General features: G+C 64.1%; 16 protein-coding genes. 13 read left to right on the top strand and 3 right to left on the bottom strand.

The window, feature by feature from the left end; all coding sequences use genetic code 11:
* Positions 1-1,064: AMP-binding protein (locus RMP09_RS03365; protein ID WP_310564595.1), on the top strand; the 1,064-nt coding region annotated here is incomplete at its 5' end.
* Positions 1,065-1,187: 123 nt separating this feature from the next.
* Here RMP09_RS03365 and RMP09_RS03360 read toward each other — a convergent pair.
* The gene (locus tag RMP09_RS03360; protein WP_310564594.1) at positions 1,188-1,631 is read right to left on the bottom strand and encodes a universal stress protein; all 444 of its coding nucleotides are present in this window, start codon (positions 1,629-1,631) and stop codon (positions 1,188-1,190) included.
* Between the two features lie 112 nt (positions 1,632-1,743).
* Here RMP09_RS03360 and RMP09_RS03355 point away from each other — a divergent pair, with 112 nt between their 5' ends.
* From RMP09_RS03355 to RMP09_RS03315, 9 genes are all read left to right on the top strand, one after another.
* On the top strand, positions 1,744-4,167 hold the full coding sequence (locus tag RMP09_RS03355; RefSeq protein WP_310564593.1) for a cation-translocating P-type ATPase: 2,424 nt from the start codon (positions 1,744-1,746) through the stop codon (positions 4,165-4,167).
* 42 nt (positions 4,168-4,209) lie between these two features.
* Complete coding sequence (ccoS, locus tag RMP09_RS03350) at positions 4,210-4,347, top strand: cbb3-type cytochrome oxidase assembly protein CcoS (protein WP_310564592.1); 138 nt, start codon at positions 4,210-4,212, stop codon at positions 4,345-4,347.
* Between the two features lie 68 nt (positions 4,348-4,415).
* Positions 4,416-5,861 (top strand): cytochrome-c oxidase, cbb3-type subunit I, encoded by a 1,446-nt coding sequence (gene ccoN, locus RMP09_RS03345; RefSeq protein ID WP_310564591.1) that lies wholly within the window; start codon positions 4,416-4,418, stop codon positions 5,859-5,861.
* Positions 5,862-5,874: 13 nt separating this feature from the next.
* Entirely contained in the window at positions 5,875-6,618 is a 744-nt protein-coding gene (gene ccoO / locus RMP09_RS03340; RefSeq protein ID WP_310564590.1) for a cytochrome-c oxidase, cbb3-type subunit II, read from the top strand.
* A gap of 11 nt (positions 6,619-6,629) precedes the next feature.
* Complete coding sequence (locus RMP09_RS03335; RefSeq protein ID WP_310564589.1) at positions 6,630-6,767, top strand: cbb3-type cytochrome c oxidase subunit 3; 138 nt, start codon at positions 6,630-6,632, stop codon at positions 6,765-6,767.
* A gap of 25 nt (positions 6,768-6,792) precedes the next feature.
* Complete coding sequence (gene ccoP / locus RMP09_RS03330) at positions 6,793-7,701, top strand: cytochrome-c oxidase, cbb3-type subunit III (protein WP_310564588.1); 909 nt, start codon at positions 6,793-6,795, stop codon at positions 7,699-7,701.
* Between the two features lie 69 nt (positions 7,702-7,770).
* The gene (ccoG, locus tag RMP09_RS03325; protein ID WP_409559679.1) at positions 7,771-9,228 is read left to right on the top strand and encodes a cytochrome c oxidase accessory protein CcoG; all 1,458 of its coding nucleotides are present in this window, start codon (positions 7,771-7,773) and stop codon (positions 9,226-9,228) included.
* Between the two features lie 35 nt (positions 9,229-9,263).
* Positions 9,264-9,563, top strand: coding sequence for a nitrogen fixation protein FixH (locus RMP09_RS03320; RefSeq protein WP_310564587.1), 300 nt, complete (start codon positions 9,264-9,266; stop codon positions 9,561-9,563).
* 78 nt (positions 9,564-9,641) lie between these two features.
* A complete protein-coding gene (locus tag RMP09_RS03315; protein ID WP_310564586.1) occupies positions 9,642-9,935 on the top strand; it encodes a hypothetical protein in 294 nt (97 codons plus the stop codon).
* 80 nt (positions 9,936-10,015) lie between these two features.
* Here the strand turns inward: RMP09_RS03315 and fnr are convergent, their stop codons facing one another.
* Positions 10,016-10,735: a fumarate/nitrate reduction transcriptional regulator Fnr gene (gene fnr / locus RMP09_RS03310; protein ID WP_310564585.1), complete on the bottom strand. Its 720-nt coding sequence runs from the start codon at positions 10,733-10,735 to the stop codon at positions 10,016-10,018.
* A gap of 180 nt (positions 10,736-10,915) precedes the next feature.
* On the opposite strand from fnr, the gene hemN reads away from it, so the two are divergent.
* Both hemN and RMP09_RS03300 read left to right on the top strand, forming a co-directional pair.
* A complete protein-coding gene (gene hemN, locus RMP09_RS03305) occupies positions 10,916-12,295 on the top strand; it encodes an oxygen-independent coproporphyrinogen III oxidase (RefSeq protein ID WP_310564584.1) in 1,380 nt (459 codons plus the stop codon).
* Between the two features lie 53 nt (positions 12,296-12,348).
* Positions 12,349-13,020, top strand: coding sequence for a sulfite exporter TauE/SafE family protein (locus tag RMP09_RS03300; protein ID WP_310564583.1), 672 nt, complete (start codon positions 12,349-12,351; stop codon positions 13,018-13,020).
* Positions 13,021-13,024: 4 nt separating this feature from the next.
* Here RMP09_RS03300 and RMP09_RS03295 read toward each other — a convergent pair whose 3' ends face one another.
* The gene (locus tag RMP09_RS03295) at positions 13,025-13,912 is read right to left on the bottom strand and encodes a DMT family transporter (RefSeq protein WP_409559678.1); all 888 of its coding nucleotides are present in this window, start codon (positions 13,910-13,912) and stop codon (positions 13,025-13,027) included.
* A 359-nt stretch (positions 13,913-14,271) separates the two neighbouring features.
* On the opposite strand from RMP09_RS03295, the gene aceA reads away from it, so the two are divergent.
* The coding region (gene aceA / locus RMP09_RS03290) for an isocitrate lyase (protein WP_310564581.1) at positions 14,272-15,548 on the top strand (1,277 nt) is incomplete at its 3' end.

Raw genomic sequence — 15,548 nt, 5'->3', positions numbered from 1 at the left:
TGGCCGCCATCCTCTACACCAGCGGCACCACCGGCCGCAGCAAGGGCGCCATGCTCACGCACGGCAACATGCGCAGCAACGCGGTGATGCTGCGCGACTACTGGCAGTGGCAAAAAGACGACGTGCTGATCCACGCGCTGCCGATCTTCCACGTGCACGGCCTGTTCGTGGCCATCCACGGCGCGCTCATCAACGGCAGCAAGATGATCTGGCTGTCCAAGTTCGATCCGAAACTCGCCATCGCCAAATTCACCGAGGCCACCGTCTTCATGGGCGTGCCCACCCTGTATGTGCGCATGCTGGCCGAGCCCACGCTCACGAAGGCGCAGGCCGCACACATGCGCCTGTTCATCTCCGGTTCGGCGCCGCTGCTGATCGAGACCTTCACCGAGTGGCAGGCGCGCACCGGCCACACCATCCTGGAACGCTACGGCATGAGCGAGACGGTCATGCTCACCTCCAACCCCTGCGGCCCGGACGCGCGCTACGGCGGCGCCACCGAGCGGCGCGGCGGCACGGTCGGCTTCCCGCTGCCGGGCGTGACGCTGCGGGTGATGGAAGACGAGGGCAAAGCGGTGTCGCCGGGCGAGATCGGGGGCATTCAGGTGAAAGGCCCGAACGTGTTCAAGGGCTACTGGCGCATGCCCGAGAAGACGGCCGAGGAGTTCACCGCCGACGGCTTCTTCAAGACCGGCGACGTCGGCAAGGTGGACGAACGTGGCTACGTCACCATTGTCGGCCGCAGCAAGGACCTGATCATCTCGGGCGGCTACAACGTCTACCCGGCCGAGATCGAGGGCTACATCAACGACATGTCGGGCGTGGCCGAGAGTGCGGTGATCGGCGTGCCGCATGCGGACTTTGGCGAGGTGGGGGTGGCGGTGATCATCGCCAAGCCCGGCGCCACGGTGGCCCCGGACCGGGTGATCGCCGAACTCAAGGCCAAGCTGGCCAACTTCAAGATCCCCAAGCGCTGTGTGGTGGTGGCCGAACTGCCGCGCAACACCATGGGCAAGGTGCAGAAGAACCTGCTGCGCGATCAGTACAAGAGCGAGTTCGCCTGAAGAGAAAACGCGCTGCGGACAAGCATCCGGAGCGCGTGAACAAAACCCAGAACGCGGCGGAACCGGCTTTGCCGGGTCGCTCGCGTTGCCCCCTTGGGGGTGACGCCTAAGGCGGCGCGGGGGTTACCTGAGCACGAGCACAGGGATATGCGAGTGCGTCAGCACCTGCTGCGTCTCGCTGCCCAGCAGCAGGCGTTTGATGCCCTTGCGGCCGTGGGACGCCATCACGATCAGGTCCACCTTGTTGCGCTTGGCGGCGGCGATGATGGCCTCGGCGATCAGGTCGGACTTCACGGTGATCGGCTTGACCTTGACTTCCATCTTCTGGCCGGCGGCCTTGACCGCATTCACGGCTTCCATGGCTTCGTCGTTCCACTGCTTTTCGATGCGGGCCACTTCGGCCGCCGCGAGCGCCACGCCGCCCTCGAAATAGGTTTGCGGGTAACGCGGCACGACCTTCAGGGCGATGACTTCGGCGCCGGTGATGTCGGCCAGGCCAATGGCGTGTTCCACCGCCATGTTGGAGAGCTTGGAGCCGTCGGTGGCCACGAGGATGCGCTTGTACATGGTTTTCTCCGTTGGTTGTAAGGGATCAACAGACAATAGGCTATCAAACACCGCCTGGGTGCGGTTGACTTATATCAAGCGCATGAGCGACCCTGTGAATTACCCTCGTCGCATGAACGAGGCCACCGCCGTGCCCCCGGCGGGGCTGTTGAATGCGCGCGCCCGACCGACCAGCGCTGAGCCCGGAGCCGCTGCGCCGTTCGCGGTTGAAAGCGCCGCCGATTCCACCAGCATTTTTGGCGCCCACCGCGGGCCGCTGACCGTCACCGATGACTTTGCCGTGCTCGACGATCCGGTCGAGCAGCAGGACTTCACCGAATACGCGGAAGCTGAGGGCGGTCGCACGGCCGAGTCCGTGCTCATGGTGCAAGGCATGTACTGCGCCGCCTGCGCCGACACGGTGGAGTGCGCCCTGCAGGGCCTGCCCGGTGTGCGCAGCGCCCAGGTGCACGCGGCCACACGGCGCCTGACGGTGCGCTGGGACCCGCAGCAGACCCGCATGTCCCGCCTGGCCCAGGTGGTCGGGCAGACCGGTTATCGGCTGCTGCCGATGCAGCAGGCCTTCTCCATCAGCGAGCGCCTGCGCGAAACCCGGCAGGCGCTGTGGCGCCTGTTCGTGGCGGGTTTCTGCGCCATGCAGGTGATGATGTACGCGTGGCCCGCCTATGTGGCGGCGCCGGGCGAGATCCCCGACGACATCAACCAGCTGCTGCGCTGGGCCAGTTGGTTGCTCACGCTGCCGGTGGTGTTTTTCGCCAGCGGGCCGTTCTACAAGGGCGCCTGGCGCGACCTCAAGCTCGGGCGCATCGGCATGGACACGCCGGTCACGCTGGGCATCCTGGTCACCTTCCTGGTCAGCTCGGCCGCCACCTTCGACCCGCACGGCCCCTGGGGGCACGAGGTCTGGTTCGATTCGGTGACCATGTTCGTGTTCTTCCTGCTGGGGGGGCGTTACCTGGAGTTCAAGGCGCGCGACCGCACCGCGGGCGCGCTGGATGCGTTGATGAACCGCCTGCCCGAGGTGTGCGCGCGTCAACGCGCCGATGGCGTCTTTGAGACCGTGTCGGTCCGGCGCCTGGTGGTGGGCGACACCGTGCAGGTGCAGGCCGGGCAGGCCTTTCCGGGGGACGGGGCGTTGCTCAGCGACACCGCGACCGTGGACGAGGCCTTGCTGACCGGCGAGTCGCACCCCGTCACGCGCCGGCGCGGCGACGCGGTGGTGGCCGGCAGCTTCAACCTGGCCGGGCCGGTGCTGGTGACCGTGCAGCGCCTGGGCCGCGACACGCGTTTCGCGCAGATCGTCGGCCTGATGGAAAAAGCGTCCACCGAAAAGCCGCGCCTGGCCGTGCTGGCCGACCGCATCGCCGCGCCTTTCCTGGTGCTGGTGGTGCTGGCCGCGCTGGCGGCCGGTGTGTACTGGTGGCAGATCGACCACACCAAGGCCTTGGCGGTGGCGGTGGCGGTGCTCATCGTCACCTGTCCGTGCGCGCTGTCGCTGGCCACGCCGGCGGCCATGCTGAGCGCGGCGGGGGCCTTGGCACGCCGTGGCATCCTGGTGCGGCGCCTGCAGGCGTTCGAGGTGCTGTCCCGCATCGGTGCGGTGATCTTCGACAAGACCGGCACCCTGACCCATGACCGGTTGCTGCTGGCCGCCGTGCGCACCCGCGCAGGTGTCGACCGCGAACGGGCGCTGGCCCTGGCCGTGACGCTGGCGCAAGGTTCCTTGCATCCCGTCTCGCGCGCGCTGGTGCAGGCGGCGTCGGGTCTCGTTCCCGTCCCGGGCACCGCTGACATCACCGAGCAAGCCGGTCAGGGTCTGCAGGGCGTGCGCCCCGATGGCGGCTGGCTGCGGCTGGGATCTGCCGCCTTCTGCGGCGCCACCCCTGCAGGCACGCAAGACGCCACACCGCGCGCCTACTTGGCCGACGAGCAAGGCTGGATCGCGACCTTCGAGCTGAGCGAGGGCTTGCGCGAGGACGCTGCGGCGGCGGTGGCCCGGCTGCGCGAACTGGGCATCCAGACCTGGCTGCTCTCGGGCGACCGTGAAGCCGCCGCCCGCCAGGTGGGGGCTGCGGTCGGGGTGGACCATGTGATTGCCGGTGCCACGCCCGAACAGAAGCTGGCCGAGGTGGTGCGCCTGCAATCGCAGGGCGTGCGCGTGGCCATGGTCGGAGATGGTCTCAACGATGGGCCGGTGCTCGCGCGCGCCGACACGTCCTTCGCGCTGGGTCATGCGGCGCCGCTGGCCCAGGCCCAGTCCGACTATGTGATCCAGGGCGGACGGGTGATGGATGTCGTCAACACGCTGCAACACGCCCGCTTCACCATGCGCATCGTGCGCCAGAACCTGATCTGGGCGGCGCTGTACAACGCCGTCGCGGTGCCCATGGCCCTGGTGGGGTGGATGCCGCCCTGGCTGGCCGGCCTGGGCATGGCGGGCAGCTCGTTTCTGGTTATCGCCAACGCCCTGCGTCTGGCCTCCAATAACCGCGTCGACTCGTCAAATACCGTGATGGGTATGGGTCAGTCTGCGTAACATCCGTCGTCTTTACGCTTTGCGGCGTTCCGAGGTGCATTCATGGACATTCTGTATTTGCTGGTTCCGGTGTCGGTGGTTCTCGTGTTTGTGGTTATCGGTCTGTTCTGGTGGGCGCTGCACGCGGGCCAGTTCGACAACATCGAACGCGAGGGCGGCCGCATTCTCGGAGGCGATTGACTTAAGTCAAGGTGGTGGGAGGTGCCAATAAGCACACTCCCAGTGGTGACATTTATGAGGAGTTCTGTATGTCCGTGACAACAAAGGCCAGCCAGCCGGCGGTCTACAACGACGGGGTGGTTCGCGGGTTCGCGATCATGTCCGTGATTTATGGCGTGGTGGGGATGTTGGTGGGCGTGATCATCGCCGCCCAGCTGACCTGGCCCGAGCTCAATATGGGGATCGAATGGATCACCTACGGTCGCTTGCGACCGCTGCACACCAACGCGGTGATCTTCGCGTTCGGTGGTTCGGCACTGTTTGCCACCAGCTACTACATCGTCCAGCGCACTTGCCACACACCCTTGTTCTCCAATGGTCTGGCCTGGCTTACCTTCTGGGGCTGGAATCTGGCCATTGTCGGCGCCGTCGTCACCCTGCCCATGGGCTGGACCGAAGGCAAGGAATACGCCGAACTCATCTGGCCGATCGACTTGCTGATCACCGTGGTCTGGGTCGCCTACGCCGTGGTGTTCTTCGGCACGGTGGGCACCCGCAAGGTCAAGCACATCTATGTGGCCAACTGGTTCTTTGGTGCTTACATCATCACCATTGCCCTGCTGCACATCTTCAACAACCTGGCCATCCCGACCAGCCTGACGCATTCCTATTCCGCCTATGCCGGCGTGCAGGACGCGATGGTGCAATGGTGGTACGGCCACAACGCCGTGGGCTTCTTCCTGACGGCCGCCTTCCTGGGCATGATGTACTACTTCATCCCCAAGCAGGCCGAGCGTCCGGTTTACTCCTACCGCCTGTCCATCGTCCACTTCTGGGCGCTGATCTTCACCTACATGTGGGCAGGTCCTCACCACCTGCACTACACCGCGCTGCCGGACTGGACTCAGTCGGTTGGTATGGTCTTCTCCCTGATCCTGCTGGCCCCCAGCTGGGGCGGCATGATCAACGGCATCATGACCCTGTCGGGCGCCTGGCACAAACTGCGTGACGACCCCATCCTGCGCTTCCTGATCGTGTCCCTGTCGTTCTACGGCATGTCCACCTTCGAAGGCCCGATGATGTCCATCAAGACCGTCAACGCCCTGTCGCACTACACCGACTGGACCGTGGGCCACGTGCACTCCGGCGCTCTGGGCTGGGTGGGTCTGGTGTCCATGGGTTCGCTGTACTACCTGATTCCGCGCCTGTTCGGCCAGAAGAAGATGTACTCGGTCCCCGCCATCGAAATCCACTTCTGGGTGGCCACCATCGGCATCGTGCTGTACATCGCCGCGATGTGGATTGCCGGTGTGATGCAGGGTCTGATGTGGCGCTCGGTCAACCCCGACGGCAGCCTGACCTACACCTTCGTCGAGTCCGTCAAGGCCACCTTCCCGTTCTATGTGATCCGTCTGCTGGGTGGCTTGCTGTACCTCGGCGGCATGATCCTGATGCTGTGGAACGTGACCATGACCGCCCTGCGCGGCCGTGCACAAGACGTGCCCGTGCTGGCTGTCAACCCAGCCCACGCCTGAGGAGTAAAACAAGATGTCTTCACACGAAATCACGACCGGCCACGCCCGGATTGAAACCAACAACTTCCTCATGATCGTGTTGATCACGCTTGTGGTGGCGGTCGGCGGTCTGGTGGAAATCGTTCCCCTGTTTTTCCAGAAGTCCACGACGCAGCCGATTGAGGGCCTCAAGCCCTACACCGCGCTGCAACTGGCAGGGCGCGACGTGTACGTCAGCGAGGGTTGCTACAACTGCCACTCGCAGATGATCCGTCCCTTCCAGGCCGAAACCCTGCGCTACGGCCCTTACTCGGTGGCTGGCGAGTTCGTTTACGACCGCCCGTTCCAGTGGGGTTCCAAGCGCACCGGTCCCGATCTGGCCCGTGTCGGTGGTCGCTACAGCGACGAATGGCACCGCGTGCACCTGAACAATCCGCGTGATCTGGTGCCCGAGTCCAACATGCCGGCCTACCCCTTCCTGGCGAACAAGACGGTGGATGCCGACAGCATGCCCAAGCGCATGTCGGTGCTGCGCACACTGGGCGCTCCGTACTCCGACGAAGAGATCGCCAAGTCGGTCGAAGACGTCAAAGGCAAGACCCAGCTGGAAGCTGTGATCGCTTACCTGCAGGTTCTGGGCACCGCGCGCAGCGCAACCAAGCCTGTTGCCGCCGCACCGGCCGCTGAAGTAGCGCCTGCAGCTCCCGCTGCTGCGGCGGAAGCTGCTCCCGCAGCCGCGGCTGCCGCCGCCCCGGCGACCGACGCCAAAGCCCAATAAAGGTGATGGACATGGACATCAACGATCTGCGCAGCATTACCACGGTGATCAGCCTGCTGACCTTCGTGGGCATCGTGGCCTGGGCGTGGTCCAAGCGCAACCAGTCCAACTTCGAAGAGGCGGCCCAGCTGCCTTTCAACGAAGACTGATGCGCCCACCAAAGAGAGAAACATCATGAGCGACTTTACGAGCGATTTCTGGAACCTCTATGTGGCGGGACTGACCTTGGTCAGCATCATCGCCTGCCTGATCCTGCTGTGGATCGCGGGCACGACCAAGGCAGCCACCGTGCACGACAACACCACCGGTCACGTGTGGGATGGCGACCTTCGGGAGATCAACAACCCGCTGCCCAAGTGGTGGGTGTACCTGTTCATCATCACCTGCGTGTTTGGCCTGGCCTATGGCGCGCTGTACCCGATGTTCGGCAAGTTCCAGGGTGCCCTGGGCTGGTCTTCGCAAGGACAGCACGCCGCTGAAGTGCAGAAGGTGGAAGCCGCCATCGCACCGATCTACGCCAAGTTCCAGGGCATGAAGCCCGAAGACATGGCGGCGGACGCACAGGCCATGGCCATTGGCGAGCGCCTGTTCATGAACTACTGCGCCCAGTGCCATGGTTCCGATGCGCGCGGTGCCAAGACCTTCCCGAACCTCGCCGACGGCGACTGGCTGGGTGGTACGGGTGCTGACTACATCAAGACCACGATCGGCAACGGTCGCACCGGCGTGATGCCCCCCATGGCTGCCGCAATCGGCTCTGCCGAAGATGTGCGCAACGTGGCCCAGTACGTGCTGAGCCTGTCCAAGACCGAGACCGACGCTGCCCGTGCAGCCCAGGGCAAGGAAAAGTTCGCCGCGTGCGCCGCTTGCCACGGTGCCGACGGCAAAGGCATGCACGCCACGGGTGCGCCCAACCTGACCGACGACACCTGGTTGCATGGTTTCGGTGAGGACGCCATCATCAAGGCCGTGAACCAGGGCTTCACCAACCAGATGCCCGCCCAGTCCGCGCTGCTCAACGAAGCGCAGATCAATGTGCTGGCTTCTTATGTCTGGGGTCTGTCCAACAAGGCCGCCAAGTAAGCGCTAAAGCATCACGGGCGGTGTCATCACCGCCCGTTTTCTTTTCCGATTTTCTTTCCGCTCGAACCCGTGACCACAGCGACACCCGACACCCCATCCCATCCAACGGCTGTCCCGGCAGCGCATGCCGGCGCGCAGCCCGACGGCGAGGAACTGGTGTCCCTGTATGCGTCACGGCAAAAAATCTACCCGCGCTCCGTCGCGGGTTTCTTCTCGAAGTGGCGCTGGCTGACGGTGTGGATCACCCAGATCGTCTTCTACGGTCTGCCCTGGTTGCAGTGGAACGCGCGCCAGGCCGTGCTGTTCGACCTTGAAGCGCGTCGCTTCTACATCTTCGGTCTGGTCCTGTACCCGCAGGACTTCATCTACCTGACCGGACTGCTGGTCATTTCGGCCCTGGCGCTGTTTCTGTTCACCGCGATTGCCGGGCGCTTGTGGTGCGGTTATGCCTGCCCGCAAACGGTCTACACCGAGATCTTCCTCTGGATCGAGAAGAAGGTGGAGGGCGACCGTTCGGCCCGCATGCGGCTGGACCAGTCCGATCTGTCGGCCCAAAAATTTGGCAAGAAGTGGCTCAAGCACGCGCTGTGGATCCTGTTCTCGCTCTGGACCGGTTTCACCTTTGTGGGCTATTTCACGCCCATCCGCGAACTCGCCGTGCTGTCGTTGGCCGCGTCCCTGGGGCCTTGGCAAACCTTCTGGATCTTTTTCTACGGCTTTGCCACCTATGGCAACGCGGGCTTCATGCGCGAGCAGGTCTGCAAGTACATGTGTCCCTATGCGCGTTTCCAGAGCGCCATGTTCGACAAGGACACGATGATCGTGACCTATGACGAGCACCGCGGCGAACCGCGCGGGCCGCGTTCGAAGAAGAGCGATCCGGCGACACTGGGCCTGGGTTCCTGTGTGGATTGCACGCTGTGCGTGCAGGTCTGTCCCACAGGCATCGACATCCGCAAAGGCCTCCAGTACGAGTGCATCGGCTGTGGCGCCTGCATCGATGTGTGCGATGAGGTCATGGACAAGGTGGGCTATCCGCGCGGGCTGATCAAGTACTCCACCCAGAACGGCATGGCCAACGGCTGGAGCAGTGCGCAGATGGTCCGTCGCGCGTTCCGTCCTCGGGTGCTGGTCTACACCGGCATCCTGCTGCTGATCACCGTGGCCGTGATGGTCAGTCTGTACCTGCGCACACCGCTGAAAGTGGACGTGATTCGCGACCGCGGTGCGCTTGCCCGCATGGTCGAAAAAGGACGCATCGAGAACGTGTTCCGCCTGCAGGTGATGAATGCCACCGAGCACACGCAGCGCTACCGCATCAGCGTCAGCGGCTTGCCCGGCATCGCCATCGCTTCCGAGTCGGAGGTCGAGGTGTTGCCGACCGAAGTGCGTTCGGCCGTGCTGCGCGTTCAGATTCCGCCTGGCGCTGCGCCCAGTGGCTCGCATGCGATCCACTTCGATGTCCGCTCCACCGGCGACGACCCGGCCCACGTGACCGAAAAAGCCGCCTTCCTTGTGCCTCGTTGAGTAGACTTGGTCCACCTGTCCCAGCAAACGCCACCATGAACACAGCCACCGCCTCTTCCGAACACCCCTCCGAGCCCGTCGCATGGTGGCGGGTGCCGCACATGTGGCTGGTGGTCGGCGGGCCGCTGGTGGTGGTGGTGGCCGCGATCATCACCGCCGTCATCGCTGTGCGAGGTGCCGACCCGGTGCTGAACAAGGAAGACTTCGAGCGCGATCTCAAGGCCGCCACCGCCAAACTGGATGGTCAGGCCAAGGTCGATGCGCTGATCACGCTGCAGCCGGCCAACCAGGCGCGCAACCACGCCGCCTCGCCGGTGGTTCCCAAGGCACCCTGACGGGCGTTGGCCCGCCACAACCGCCTGGAGGTGGGGTGATTCACTCCAGGTTCAACGCGCAACAGAGGAGACGACAGGATGTGGGCTCAACGGTGGATGTGGATTGCCTGGCCGGCCTTTTTGGTCGCCGCCGTGCTGGAGATGCTGGTGTTCGCGCTGGTCGATCCCAGCGAGTTGCACTGGTCCGGTCACGCGCTGGAATGGTCGAGACAAACCGTCTACACGGTCTCGTTCTTTGTTTTCTGGCTGGGCGCCATGGCGTCCAGCGCGTTGACCACGCTGTTGGCTTTGTCACCGTTTGAGGTCAACCGTTGTCCGGTGTCCCCGGACCAGCGTCCCAAAGACTGTGCCAAGAGCGGCAACTGCTGCTGAAGAATTTCCGGGAGCACCCGGTAAAAAGCCCCGCAGGTGTTGCCTGACGGGGCTTTTTTTCAACCGAACCCTGGGGCGTGTCAGCGGCCGGTCTGGGGGTTGACGATCTGTCGCAGGCCGTCGGTGCTCTTGATGTGCACGTAGCGTTGCTTGACTTCGATGATGCCTTCCTCGACGAACTTCGAGAAGGTGCGGCTGACGGTTTCCAGCTTCATGCCCAGATAGCTGCCGATTTCCTCGCGCGTCATGCGCAGGATGAGTTCGGACTGAGAGAAGCCGCGGGCATGCAGGCGCTGCACCAGGTTCAGCAGGAAAGCGGCCAGCCGCTCTTCGGCGCGCATGCTGCCCAGCAACAGCATCACGGAGTGGTCGCGCACGATCTCGCGGCTCATGATCTTGTGCACGTGGTGTTGCAGCGTGGTGAATTCGCGCGAGAGTTCTTCGACCTGGTCGAAGGGCATGACGCAGACCTCAGCGTCTTCCAGTGCGATGGCGTCGCAGGAGTGGCGGTCGCTCACGATGCCGTCGAGACCGATGATCTCCCCCGTCATCTGAAAGCCCGTGACCTGGTCGCGCCCGTCGGCGGTGGTGACGCAGGTTTTGAAGAAACCCGAGCGCACCGCATAGAGCGAGGTGAACTTGTCGCCCGTGTTGAACAGGGCGGTGCCGCGCTTGATGCGGCGGCGCGCAGAGATGACGTTGTCCAGCTTGCTCATCTCATCGGGGTTGAGCCCCATGGGCAGGCACAACTCCCGCAGGTTGCAGCTGGAGCAGGCGACTTTGATGCTTTGAGCGTCCATAAATTTCCTGGCGAATCCGGGTCAAGCTTAACGCATACGTCACGCAGATGTCGAGAAAAGGCCTGCGCGACGCGCACTTGCGAGCGGTCGATGTTCACCAGTGGGAGCGGGTTTGATCAAGATCAAAGGAGCGTCGGAACGGATGGTGCACATTCGACCTCCAGATTTGGAGATTTGTCTGTGAGCCACGCTATTTCTGACGAACTGCTCAAGCGGTTCGACATCCCAGGCCCCCGCTACACCTCGTATCCGACCGCCGATCGATTTGTCGAAGCGTTCGCTGAGGGGGACTACATCCAGGCGCTGGAACAACGCCGCGCCGGCTCGCTGGCATTGCCGCTCTCGCTGTACGTGCACGTGCCATTCTGCGAGTCGGTCTGCTATTACTGCGCGTGCAACAAGGTCATCACCAAACACCACGAGCGTGCGGCCGAGTACCTGCGTTACCTGTCCCGCGAGGTGGAGCTGCAGGTCCAGCACTTTGGCAAGGGCCACAGCGTTTCCCAGCTCCACCTGGGGGGTGGCACGCCCACCTTCTTGTCCGACGCCGAACTGGAAGACCTGATGGCGATGATTCGCCGCAACTTCACCCTGGTGCCCGGCGGCGAGTATTCGATCGAGGTCGACCCCCGCACGGTGACCGATCAGCGCCTGCAGACCCTGGCCCGACTCGGGTTCAACCGCTTGAGCTTCGGTGTGCAGGACTTCGACCCGGCGGTGCAGAAGGCGGTGCACCGCGTGCAGCCGGCCGAGCAGGTGTTCGCTCTGGTCGAGACCGCCCGCAAGATCGGCTTTGAGTCGGTCAATGTGGACCTGATCTACGGTCTGCCGCTGCAGACGCCCGAATCGTTCAAACGCACGCTGGGCCAGGTCGCCCAGTTGCGGCCCGACCGCATCGCGCTCTACGCCTATGCGCACTTGCCCTCGCGCTTCAAGCCGCAGCGCCGCATCGTCACAGCGGAACTGCCCAGCCCGGGCGACAAGCTGTCCATGCTCTCGATGTCGCTGGATGCGATGAGCGACACCGGCTACGTCTACGTGGGCATGGACCACTTCGCACTGCCCACCGACGCGCTGGCTGTGGCCAAGCGCCAGGGTCGCCTGCACCGCAACTTCCAGGGCTACAGCACCCAGCCCGATTGCGATCTGATCGCGCTCGGTGTCTCGGCCATCGGCCGCATCGGTGCGACCTACAGCCAGAACGCCAAAACGCTCGAAGAGTATTACGACGCGCTGGACCAGGGGCGCCTGCCCATCGTGCGCGGGTTGGCGCTCACGCGCGATGACCTGCTGCGCCGCTCGGTCATCATGTCCATCATGTGCCAAGGCGCGCTGCAGTACGAGTCGATCGAGCTTGGTCATCTGATCGACTTCAAGAGCTATTTCGCCAAAGAACTGGAAACCCTGGCGGGGCTGGCCGAGCACGGTCTGGTCACCATCGACAACAGCGGTGTGCAGGTCACCTCCACAGGTTGGTACCTGGTGCGCGCGATCGCCATGGTGTTCGACAAGTACCTCCAGGTCGATATCGACCGGGCCCGGTTCTCCAAAATCATCTGACTTGTCGAAGGGGCCGTCCTCCCGCCAGGGGAGGGCGCTGCTAGAGTTCGCGCATGCAGACTTCGATGGCCGTGACGGCCTTGTTCATGGGGCTGGTCGGTGGCCCGCATTGCGTGGCCATGTGCGGCGCGGCGTGCGCGGGCATCAGCCGCGCGGCGGGCGAACGCAGCACGCAGGCGCTGTGGTCGTTCCAGCTCAGCCGCATGGTCGGCTACTCGCTGTTCGGCGCCTTTGCCGCGGGTTCGGTGCAGGGCCTGGCGCTGCTGGGCACCAACACCATCGCCATTCGTCCCGTGTGGACCATGTTCCACGCCGCCGTTTTTCTGCTGGGGCTGGCGCTGATCTGGCGTGCGCGCCAGCCGGCCTGGATCGACAACTTCGGACAAATGGTGTGGCGCAAGGCACGTCCCGTGTTGTCCCAACTGGGGCCGCGCGCGCCGGTCGTGCTCGGCGTGGCCTGGGCATTGATGCCCTGCGGTCTGCTGTATTCGGCGCTGCTGGTGGCCTCGTTGACGGCCAGCGCCTGGGAGGGGGCGGTCGTGATGGCGCTGTTCTCTTTCGGGACGTCGATCTCGCTGACCATCGCGCCCTGGCTGTTGCTGCGGCTGCGCCGCGGTGCGTCCGGCGCCTGGGCGATCCGGCTGGCGGGGCTGGCGCTGGCGGTCACGTCCGGCTGGGCGCTGTGGATGGGGCTGACCAACCCCACCGGCCTGTTCTGCCTGTGAGCGTTCAGGCCGGAGGCGATGCGTTCCGGCCCGGCAGGGTGGCCAACACCAGGCCCAGCAGTGCGATGCCGAACGCCAGCAATTGCATTGCGGTCAGCCGTTCGTCCATGAACAGCACGCCAACGGCCGCAGCACTCACCGGCAGCATCACGGTGAACACGCCGGCACGTGAGGCCGGCACGGTCTTGAGACCGGTCATCCAGAGCCACACCGTCCAGACGCTTGCCGCCAAACCATAGAACAGCAGCAGTGCCCACAGCGGCGCGCCGACTGTGCCGAAATCGAAGTGCCAAGCCGCCCACGCGCCCACAGGGGTAACCAGGGCGAAGCCCCAGAGGTTGATGATGGCTGAGATGCGCTTGGGCCCGAGTCCGTCGGTCAGGCGCTTGCCGATGACCACGTACGAGGCCTCGCACACCACCGCAGCGAACACCAGCAGGTTGCCCCAGACCGGCAGGGGCAGTCCGAACGCCGTTTCAACCGCGGCCATCGCCCCGGTGTTGGCAGGCTTTTGCAACGAAAAGAGCCCGATGCCCAGCGCTGCGCAGACGATGGCCGCGAGCGTTCGGCGGCCGATGCGCTCGCGCAGGAACAACCAGCTCAGGAGGGCGACCACCGCCGGGATGGCGGACATCACCACCCCGGCGGCCACGGCGGTGGTCAGGCGCACGCCAAACAGCATGCAGATCGAAAACAGGAAGTTGCCCAGGAAGGATTCGAGAAACAACAAACCCCGCGTGCGCCGTGTCATTGGCGGCTCGTTCGCCGGCCTGCGCAGCCAGCGCCACATGGCCAGGCCGCCAATGCCAAAGCGCAACCACGCCAGCAGGAAGACGGGGAACACCGCCACCAGCGGTTTGGACAAGGCGACGTAGCTGCCCACCAGCGACATGCTCAAGGCCAGCGCGGCATAGGCCGGCCAGCGAGCGGGTGGGGGGGCGAGGTGGGCCGTGGAATGCATGGCGCGCATCATGCCCGAAGCCAGCAAGCGCTCAACAGATCCGTGCAATGTCTTGTCGTCATGTGAAATGATCGGATGCTGCGGCGCGACATTTTTTCTTGATCTGAGAGACTAATTTTTGCATTGAGAAAATAACAAGAAACGTCATTGATTTTGCTGAAGAAAATTTTTATCTTATATAAGACATAAGAGCTTCACAAAGTCTTCTATAAGACTTAAAGTTCACCCATCGGTTGGTGCTCTGCCGAGTCCGACCGGCAACCCTTCTCTCAACCTCACGGAGTGATTCCATGACCAAAGCCCTGAATGCGCAGCTGAGCCGTCAACAGCAAATCGAAGCCCTGGAAAAAGACTGGGCCACCAACCCCCGCTGGAAGCTGGTCAAGCGCGGCTACTCCGCCGCTGACGTGGTGCGTCTGCGCGGCAGCCTGCAGCCCGAGTACACCCTGGCCCAGCGCGGCGCCGAAAAGCTGTGGGACAAAGTCAACGGCGGCGCCAAGAAGGGCTACGTCAACGCCTTCGGTGCCATCTCCGCCGGTCAAGCCATGCAGCAAGCCAAGGCGGGCCTGGAAGCGGTGTACCTGTCGGGCTGGCAAGTCGCCGCCGATGGCAACACCAGCGAAACCATGTACCCCGACCAGTCGCTGTACGCCTACGACTCGGTGCCGACCATGGTCCGCCGCATCAACAACACCTTCAAGCGCGCCGACGAAATCCAGTGGGGCCGTGGCATCGAGCCGGGCTCGCCCGAGTTCATTGACTACTTCCTGCCCATCGTGGCCGACGCTGAAGCCGGTTTCGGTGGCGTGCTCAACGCCTTCGAACTGATGAAGAACATGATCGCCGCCGGTGCCGCGGGCGTTCACTTCGAAGACCAGCTGGCCGCTGTGAAGAAGTGCGGCCACATGGGTGGCAAGGTGCTGGTGCCCACGCAGGAAGCCGTCGAAAAGCTGATCGCCGCCCGCTTCGCTGCCGACGTGATGGGCGTGCCCACCATCGTGCTGGCCCGCACCGACGCCGAAGCCGCCAACCTGATCACCAGCGACCACGACGCGAACGACAAGCCTTTCCTGACCGGCGAGCGCACGCAAGAAGGTTTCTACCGCGTCAAGAACGGTCTGGAGCAGGCCATCAGCCGTGGCGTGGCCTACGCCCCTTACGCCGATCTGGTGTGGTGCGAGACCGGCGTGCCCGACATCGGCTTCGCCCGCGAATTCGCCCAGGCCGTGCACGCCGCCTGCCCAGGCAAGCTGCTGTCCTACAACTGCTCGCCTTCCTTCAACTGGAAGAAGAACCTCAACGACAGCCAGATCGCTTCCTTCCAGGAAGACTTGTCGGCGCTGGGCTACAAGTACCAGTTCATCACGCTGGCCGGCATCCACATCAACTGGTTCAACACCTTCCAGTTCGCCCACGCCTACGCCCGCGGCGAAGGCATGAAGCACTACACGAACATGGTGCAGGAGCCGGAATTCGCCGCTCGCGACAAGGGTTACACCTTCGTGTCGCACCAGCAGGAAGTCGGCGCCGGCTACTTCGACGACGTGACCACCGTGATCCAGGGCGG

This window comes from Hydrogenophaga sp., assembly GCF_031426985.1.
GTDB lineage: Bacteria > Pseudomonadota > Gammaproteobacteria > Burkholderiales > Burkholderiaceae_C > Hydrogenophaga.
The sequence above is the reverse complement of the archived record's forward strand: the minus strand, read 5'-3'. Positions and strand labels throughout refer to the sequence as shown.

Coding starts and splice junctions, on each gene's coding strand:
- RMP09_RS03360 (WP_310564594.1), bottom strand. CDS start 1,631: ATGTACAAGCGCATCCTCGTGGCCACCGACGGCTCCAAGCTCTCCAAC.
- RMP09_RS03355 (WP_310564593.1), top strand. CDS start 1,744: ATGAACGAGGCCACCGCCGTGCCCCCGGCGGGGCTGTTGAATGCGCGC.
- ccoS (WP_310564592.1), top strand. CDS start 4,210: ATGGACATTCTGTATTTGCTGGTTCCGGTGTCGGTGGTTCTCGTGTTT.
- ccoN (WP_310564591.1), top strand. CDS start 4,416: ATGTCCGTGACAACAAAGGCCAGCCAGCCGGCGGTCTACAACGACGGG.
- ccoO (WP_310564590.1), top strand. CDS start 5,875: ATGTCTTCACACGAAATCACGACCGGCCACGCCCGGATTGAAACCAAC.
- RMP09_RS03335 (WP_310564589.1), top strand. CDS start 6,630: ATGGACATCAACGATCTGCGCAGCATTACCACGGTGATCAGCCTGCTG.
- ccoP (WP_310564588.1), top strand. CDS start 6,793: ATGAGCGACTTTACGAGCGATTTCTGGAACCTCTATGTGGCGGGACTG.
- RMP09_RS03320 (WP_310564587.1), top strand. CDS start 9,264: ATGAACACAGCCACCGCCTCTTCCGAACACCCCTCCGAGCCCGTCGCA.
- RMP09_RS03315 (WP_310564586.1), top strand. CDS start 9,642: ATGTGGGCTCAACGGTGGATGTGGATTGCCTGGCCGGCCTTTTTGGTC.
- fnr (WP_310564585.1), bottom strand. CDS start 10,735: ATGGACGCTCAAAGCATCAAAGTCGCCTGCTCCAGCTGCAACCTGCGG.
- RMP09_RS03300 (WP_310564583.1), top strand. CDS start 12,349: ATGCAGACTTCGATGGCCGTGACGGCCTTGTTCATGGGGCTGGTCGGT.
- RMP09_RS03295 (WP_409559678.1), bottom strand. CDS start 13,912: ATGTCGCTGGTGGGCAGCTACGTCGCCTTGTCCAAACCGCTGGTGGCG.